Raw genomic sequence first — 6,864 nt, 5'->3', positions numbered from 1 at the left:
CCTCATTAATTGCGGATCTGATGAAGTCCTTTTTATCTTTATAGTGAAGATAGAAAGTTCCCCGGGTGATGTTGGCGGTTTCAGTAATTTTTTGAACACTGATGTCTTCTAATTTTTCTCTTCGCATCAGATAGACTAATGCTTTACGAAGACTATTACGTGTCTTCACTACACGTGGATCCGTCTTATTACCTGCCATAAATCATCATCCCTTCGATTTCAGCTTAAGTTCCCCTCGCTTTCGTACTTCTACTAATTTAAAGTATAGGCTTTGAAAGCGTTTCAGTCAAACGATCAAAGTAATCATTATATAAAAAATGCAATATATAATCAAACTACATTGACAATTATAGATGTAAAATTATATACTATAATCTGTCTGAAACGGTAGCTCAACTGGATAGAGCATCGGTCTTCTAAACCGAGGGTTGAGGGTTCAAGTCCCTCTCGTTTCATTAAATAGTACGTTAGAAGTCTGTTATATCAGGCTTCTTTTTTTATTCTGTGTGCAGGTAGTGTGCAGAGTAAAAAATATTTTCAATATATGATTAATTTATCAATCTATTAGCTATCATTTCAATTAATTAAGCGTTAAATAAATAATCTTCTCACAAATATGCATCTTTCAATAATTTAATAATAATCTCTCGATAACCCAAAAAATACAAAATCAGTCATAATTAGACCTTTTATATTAAATCTTTTAAAATTGATAATATTTTAAACATTTAATAAAGATTAGGTCAGTTTATTAATTATTAATTGCAAAATAATGAAAAAGTCTAATAATAAAAAACAGAGAATGCTTTTTGAGGTGATTTATCATGTTACCATTCTTTGTTATTATAATAATTTTAATTGGTTCAGTTGTTGGTCAAATTATGTTTGGTAACAAAGCCGATAATGATGATCAAGCAGCTGGCAAACATGTTGCTTCTCGTAACAGTTATAATAGTCGAAAAGCATGATCGTTTTCGATTCAACAAATAAGGGACTGGCGTTTTGGCCAGTCCCTTTTTTTGCTATTAACGGGTTTAATCTTTTAACCAATGAGCTCGTTGTTGCTCAATTAATTCTTTATACTTAGTAGTAATTTCTTCGCTACTAAATCCTAAATCAACCATTCCCCATTTTATTAGGAGATGCCAAGCATGTCGAAAACTTTCTTGACGATGATTGTAGTAAGGATCATTAAGGAAGTGTTTAATTGCTAAGTACTGCTTATTAAGATCGGCAAGTTTTGTTGTTGGTTTAGTTCGTTTAATTAAATCCCATTGTTTTTGGTCCATAACAATCAAATGTGTCCACTGCTGCTTAGCACTGAATAGCAACAATAATTCAAGTGATTTCAAGTAGTGCTCAAAGGCTTTTGGGGCATCTTCCGTCGGCTGGTCAAGAACATTAAACCAACCATTGCTATTGGCAAGCTTTGCTAATTCTACATCCAACGCAACAAAGATCGTTTGCTTCCGTGCTTCTGGACCGATCGTCAGCTCCTTTGCCTCGTCCACATCGAGTTCCAAATCGATTACTTGATGAAGTAATGTTGTCCAATTAATCATTTTGCTCATCATCCTCAAGAACTGGCTCATCAGTTATTGTCTCACCCTGTTCAACTTGCTCATCATCGGCAAACATTAACGGATCCGACTTAACTGCTAATTCATCACGATTACTTAAGTACCAATCACGAATCAACTGGTAATGAAGCAATAAATCGAAAAACGAAACCTGGGCGTCAGGATCTTGAACAGAGAAGAACCATTGTTGACTATAGTCATCAGGATCAAACGAAAGATCAAGGTTAACCTGACGTTCAAGCCGCAATTCAGCACCATTATTCTTTGGCAAATTAAATAGCATGTAATCAGTTTCAGCCGTAGCAACAAACAACCGATCGATTACAGTTAATGATAGTTCAGGCTGCGCTAAATCATAGTGCTGTTGGTTACTTGTACCGAGGATCCCCCGATCAATTACAAAGTTCAAATCGTCGTGAAGTGCCTGAGCGAAAAGTAACAACGGTTTAATTGCCGAACGCAAGTCAAGATCAGAATACTTTTTCAACCCATTAATAATAAAGTAGTTTACAAGTGCCTTATTATTAAACCGCAGCATTTGATGCTTGAGGTTTAAAGAAAAAATTGGTTCATTATCATTGACATCCGTAAAAGCAGCATTTCCTTCCGCATCCTTAATAAAATGAAAGAGAACCTTTTCACCTAATGCAGAAATTGTTGCGTAAAAACGGTGACTCGTTGGATCTTCAGTAATTTTGAATTCCGCATTAGAGTGCATTTCTAGCAATCGTCCCATTAACAGCAAATAATAATCAGCAACCTGATAGTGCTGAGGAAACTTAACAAACGCATCCTCTAAATCTAGATTTACTAAATCATTTGTTGCGGTGAGGAGATCATGAGCGTCATCTGTTTGAGCTAGTTTAGTTAAAAGTTTAACGTAATGTTGACCAATTTCTAGACCGTGATCAAAAGAATGGGCCAAGGCATTTAACTGTTCAGATGGTTGATTCAACATTTGTTTATTGTTCATCATCTGTCACCTGCTTTTCTTGGTCATCAGATAAGCTCTTAATGTAGTTAGCATATAAATTGCGATTGGCTAACTCAAAGTCTTCAAAGGAACCAAACGTGTCTAAAATACTCTTTTGCTCATAGCTCAAAATCGTATTTTCTTTTGAAAGCGACAAAACTACCTGCTCATTATCCTTGATTGTTTGAGCAGCTGTTCGTGATTCTTCCTCTTCATCTTCTAATTTTTGAAGAGCATCAATCAGACTTTGTCGACTTTCCTTATTCTTAGTACTTTCCCAAATTCCTGAACGTGAGCTAACATCCTTTAGTTGTTCTTGTAACTTTGTCCGCTGCTCTTCACGTTCACGCTGATGATCGATTAAGTCTTGTAGCCGATCGTTCTCAGCAGAAATCTTATCAATTTTATCACTATTGTACCGCTTATTATCACGGGACAATTCAAATGTCTTCTTCAACTTATCATATTCATCATCATTAAACAGGAAGCGAACATTGAGAACGTCCAATTCACCAAATTCACGGCGATCCCACCAATTACCAAAATAGATCCGGTAATGGCCAGTCTCGTATTCCTCATAATAAAAGAATGGGTACTTCTTTCCTAAATAATCAATTAATTTAATGCTTAAGAAGTTGCTTAAGTAATTAGTAATATCATCAACTAAGCTCATTACGCTTTGGTTATTGGGTTTTTGTTCCCGATGTTCAATCTCCTTAGCATAACGTTGATTATCCAATAACTGATAAATTTTTTTATCATGGTGATCTTTTACTGCTTCATCAACCTGGCGCAGGAAGGAAACCTTTTCAGCGATTCGCTGATTAATAATTCCGCTTACGTCATGAGCAACCTGTTCGTGTCCTGAAATTGCCATTATGCACCGCTCCTCACTTTAATAACTAGTTTTTATCTTAATCGACTTGCTGTAAGATTTAAAGAACTTCATAAATTATTGAAGAGTTTCTTTACATTTACCCACCGATCGTTGAATTTAAAATAAAATAGGTTATAATTATTGTATAGATATAACACATTTGTGTATTATCTATGTTGTTGAAGCGTTTCGGAAAGAGGCGAAGTTAGATGGCACTTAGTAAGCAAGAACGTAAGGAAATGGCACGTAAAGCCATGGAAAAGCGTAGCAACAAGAAGCCAGATGGTTCTGGTTTTGCAAAGATTGATGCTGACGCCAAGAAGCTGAGCGATTAACTTTTTTTGAAGCAATTCACTCTTTATTCAAGAGGCTTACTCCAGAGCCTCTTGAATTCTTTTAAACTATAGAAAAGATCCTAAAACGGCCCATGGTACTTGAGTAACATCAAATACTATGAGTCGTTTTTTGAATTAAATATTACTGACGTGCCTGATTAACGTACTGCTCTAAGCGATCCATTCCCTCTTTAATTTGGTCCATACTAGTTGCATAGCTAAACCGTAAGTAGCCATTGCCACCCTTGCCAAAGTAAGAACCTGCTGTAACCGCAACCCGCGCATTCTTAACAAGATCATAAACAAGCTTAGTATCATCTTGCTCTAAGAAGTCAGGAATTTTAGCAAAAATATAGAATGCTCCCATCGGTCGGCTGCAATCAAACCCCATTGCTGCCAACCGTTTCTTCATATAATCACGCCGTTGAATATATTTTTCGTCCATTTTCTTAGTTGCCGCCGTACCACCCTTTAAGGCCGCTTCAGCAGCATCCTGAGTAAAGGTTGCAACGTCCGTCATTACAAACGAGTGAACCTTAAAAATTTCATTAGTAATTGCTTCTGGTGCACAAAGGTAACCAATCCGCCAACCAGTCATTGCGTATGATTTGGAAAGACCATTTGTTAAAATTGTCTGCTCAGGTAACGCCCGCGCCATCGAAGCATACCCGCCATCATAAATTAGTTCACTATAAATCTCATCACTAATTGCAAAAATTGGTTTACCCTTAATTAATTTAGCAAGAGCATCCAGTTCTTCTTGAGTATAAGCTATTCCGGTTGGGTTTGATGGATTAACGAAAACAACCCCTTTAACTCGGTCACCATACTTATCCAAATAGGACTTCAATAATTCGGGAGTTAATTTAAAATCCGTCTTTGAGGTATCAACCTCAACAGCGGTCCCGCCAGCAATCACCGCATCAGGACTATAGATCGAAAAAGTTGGTGTTGGAACTAAAATTACATCACCGGGATTAGTGATTGCAGTAATTGCTGAATAGACTCCCTCAGTTACCCCGTTAGTAATTAAAATCTCGGTTTGGGGATTATAATGCAAATCATAGTTTTGAGCTAAGAAATTTGCAACCGCTTTTAGAAGGCCTGCAGTCCCTCGTTGCGGTGCATAGTGAGTTCGATTATTCTTAATGCTCTTAATTGCTGCATCTTTAATATATTCTGGCGTATTAAAATCTGGTTCGCCAATTGTAAATTTAATCACATTGTCAAATTGTGAGGCATAATTACTAAATTCAAAAATTTTTAGCTTAGGAACATCATTTAATGATTTCCGCATGTATTGTTTCATCTCAACCATCTTTAACAACCTCGTTTTTAAATTTTATCGTCATTTACTAGGTTACGTCTTTTGTTCAGTAATGGTCAAGTTTCTTAGTTAAGTTTTAAAAATAAAATAGAAGAAGCTATAGTATAGTCTCTCTTAGACCCTACTCATAGTTTCTTCTATCATTTATATTTTAAGATTAAGCTTGAAGTGCCTTGATCATCCGGTCAAGCAATTCAATATCTGTATCACGAGAATAGATATCCATAATCTCATAAATTTGTGGAGCAGAAGTTGAACCAGTAAATGCTAAATTAAGTGGGAAGTACAAACCACGTCCCTTAACACCAGTAGCTTTACCGACTTCCTTAATTGCTTGACTGTAGTCATCCGCACCGTTTTCAAGTTTTTCTTTCAATCCAGTTAAGACAGCTAAAACATCATCATTATTGAAGTCTTCATTGTCCTTAATTAGATCGTAATTGAAGTTTTTATCAAGAACGTTGTAGTAGGACCAAACATATTCAATCACTTCGAGCAACTTATTAACATCACGTTGATGAACATGGATTGTCTTCATAATCAAGTTCTTTAACTGTTCTTCTGGGATTGATTGAAGGCGCTTAGCTTCTTCAGTCTCGCCTTCCTTAACCAATTCCATAGTCCGGTCAGTCAATTCCTCAACAGACATACTCTTAATGTATTGGGCATTCATCCAATCAAGCTTCTTTTGGTCAAAGTAAGCTGGTGCCTTAGACATCCGCTTAGGATCATAAACCTTGATCAATTCGTCCTTGGAGTAGATTTCGCGTTCGCCAACTGGTGACCAACCCAAGAATGCAATGAAGTTAAAGATTGCTTCATGAAGGTAACCGTGCTTCTTGTATTCGCTAATGAATTGCAAAGTATCCTTGTCACGCTTACTCAACTTCTTCCGTGTCTTTGGGTTAAAGATCAATGGAATATGGCAGAAAGTTGGGTGTTCCCAGCCTAATGCTTCATAAATTGCAATTTGCTTTGGTGTGTTTGAAATATGATCAGCACCACGTAATACGTGAGTAATGTCCATCGTGTGATCATCAACAACAACCGCGAAATTGTAAGTAGGCATTCCGTCACTCTTTTCAATGATGAAATCTCCACCAAGATTATCAGAATTGAATGAAACGTGTCCCCGAGCAATATCATTCCATTCGTATTCGTGGTCCTTAGGTAAGTGGAAACGAATAGTTGGCTTTAAGCCCTTTGCTTCGGCAGCCTTTTGTTCTTCTTTACTCTTGCCATACCAACGGCCATCATAATGAGGTGCTTCATTGTTAGCGCGTTGCCGTTCACGCATTTCAGCAAGCTCTTCTTCAGTTGAGTAGTCTTTGTAGGCTAAACCCTTATCAAGAAGTTCTTGAATGTATTTATGGTAAATTCCCTTCTTGTTCCGTTCACTTTGACGGTATGGGGCATACTTTGGATTAGGCTTGTTAGGACCTTCATCCCAATCAATTCCTAACCAATGCAAGTTTTCCCGTTGACTTTCTTCTCCGTCTTTAACGTTTCGCTTGGTATCAGTATCTTCAATCCGTAATACCATTGTGCCGTTAAAGTGACGAGCAAATAAATAATTAAAAAGGGCTGACTGCGCATTACCAATGTGTAAGAAACCTGTTGGACTAGGTGCGTAGCGAACTCTGACCTTCTTGTCATCCATGTTTGCGATTCTCCTTTATATCTGTTTCACGAACGAATTCGTGACTGCAACATGTTTAATTGTATCGGAATGTTGCCATTTGTCAATTTCATTCAAGCACAGATAATGAGGG

8 protein-coding genes and 1 tRNA gene are annotated in these 6,864 nt (G+C 37.0%); 3 read left to right on the top strand and 6 right to left on the bottom strand.

All coding sequences use genetic code 11. From position 1 onward, the window contains the following. On the bottom strand, window positions 1-199 hold a 199-nt coding region (locus tag HMPREF0549_RS05725), incomplete at its 3' end, for a TetR/AcrR family transcriptional regulator (RefSeq protein ID WP_003717318.1). 182 nt (window positions 200-381) lie between these two features. Here HMPREF0549_RS05725 and HMPREF0549_RS05720 point away from each other — a divergent pair. Beyond that, window positions 382-455 (top strand) — tRNA-Arg (locus tag HMPREF0549_RS05720). Window positions 456-824: 369 nt separating this feature from the next. Beyond that, window positions 825-968: a hypothetical protein gene (locus HMPREF0549_RS09885; protein ID WP_003717317.1), complete on the top strand. Its 144-nt coding sequence runs from the start codon at window positions 825-827 to the stop codon at window positions 966-968. Between the two features lie 66 nt (window positions 969-1,034). Here the strand turns inward: HMPREF0549_RS09885 and HMPREF0549_RS05715 are convergent, their stop codons facing one another. The 3 genes from HMPREF0549_RS05715 to HMPREF0549_RS05705 are packed head-to-tail and all read right to left on the bottom strand — an operon-like array spanning window position 1,035 to window position 3,430. Continuing rightward, entirely contained in the window at window positions 1,035-1,562 is a 528-nt protein-coding gene (locus HMPREF0549_RS05715) for a hypothetical protein (protein WP_040531395.1), read from the bottom strand. Next, window positions 1,555-2,553, bottom strand: a complete 999-nt coding sequence (locus HMPREF0549_RS05710) for a hypothetical protein (protein ID WP_269291067.1) — start codon at window positions 2,551-2,553, stop codon at window positions 1,555-1,557. Before HMPREF0549_RS05710 ends, HMPREF0549_RS05715 begins: the two co-directional genes overlap by 8 nt. Next, window positions 2,543-3,430, bottom strand: coding sequence for a hypothetical protein (locus HMPREF0549_RS05705; protein WP_003717314.1), 888 nt, complete (start codon window positions 3,428-3,430; stop codon window positions 2,543-2,545). The genes HMPREF0549_RS05710 and HMPREF0549_RS05705 overlap by 11 nt, the downstream gene beginning before the upstream one ends. A 209-nt stretch (window positions 3,431-3,639) precedes the next feature. Here HMPREF0549_RS05705 and HMPREF0549_RS10130 point away from each other — a divergent pair, with 209 nt between their 5' ends. After that, on the top strand, window positions 3,640-3,765 hold the full coding sequence (locus HMPREF0549_RS10130) for a hypothetical protein (RefSeq protein WP_003717313.1): 126 nt from the start codon (window positions 3,640-3,642) through the stop codon (window positions 3,763-3,765). Between the two features lie 142 nt (window positions 3,766-3,907). Here the strand turns inward: HMPREF0549_RS10130 and HMPREF0549_RS05700 are convergent, their stop codons facing one another. Continuing rightward, a complete protein-coding gene (locus HMPREF0549_RS05700) occupies window positions 3,908-5,083 on the bottom strand; it encodes a pyridoxal phosphate-dependent aminotransferase (RefSeq protein WP_003717312.1) in 1,176 nt (391 codons plus the stop codon). Window positions 5,084-5,249: 166 nt separating this feature from the next. After that, window positions 5,250-6,752, bottom strand: a complete 1,503-nt coding sequence (gene gltX / locus HMPREF0549_RS05695; RefSeq protein WP_003717311.1) for a glutamate--tRNA ligase — start codon at window positions 6,750-6,752, stop codon at window positions 5,250-5,252. Window positions 6,753-6,864 lie beyond the last annotated feature (112 nt).

Source organism: Limosilactobacillus vaginalis DSM 5837 = ATCC 49540 (assembly GCF_000159435.1).
Taxonomy (GTDB): domain Bacteria; phylum Bacillota; class Bacilli; order Lactobacillales; family Lactobacillaceae; genus Limosilactobacillus; species Limosilactobacillus vaginalis.
This window is presented reverse-complemented; position numbering and strand designations above follow the sequence as displayed.

Coding starts and splice junctions, on each gene's coding strand:
- HMPREF0549_RS05705 (WP_003717314.1), bottom strand. CDS start 3,430: ATGGCAATTTCAGGACACGAACAGGTTGCTCATGACGTAAGCGGAATT.
- gltX (WP_003717311.1), bottom strand. CDS start 6,752: ATGGATGACAAGAAGGTCAGAGTTCGCTACGCACCTAGTCCAACAGGT.
- HMPREF0549_RS05715 (WP_040531395.1), bottom strand. CDS start 1,562: ATGATTAATTGGACAACATTACTTCATCAAGTAATCGATTTGGAACTC.
- HMPREF0549_RS10130 (WP_003717313.1), top strand. CDS start 3,640: ATGGCACTTAGTAAGCAAGAACGTAAGGAAATGGCACGTAAAGCCATG.
- HMPREF0549_RS05700 (WP_003717312.1), bottom strand. CDS start 5,083: ATGGTTGAGATGAAACAATACATGCGGAAATCATTAAATGATGTTCCT.
- HMPREF0549_RS09885 (WP_003717317.1), top strand. CDS start 825: ATGTTACCATTCTTTGTTATTATAATAATTTTAATTGGTTCAGTTGTT.
- HMPREF0549_RS05710 (WP_269291067.1), bottom strand. CDS start 2,553: ATGAACAATAAACAAATGTTGAATCAACCATCTGAACAGTTAAATGCC.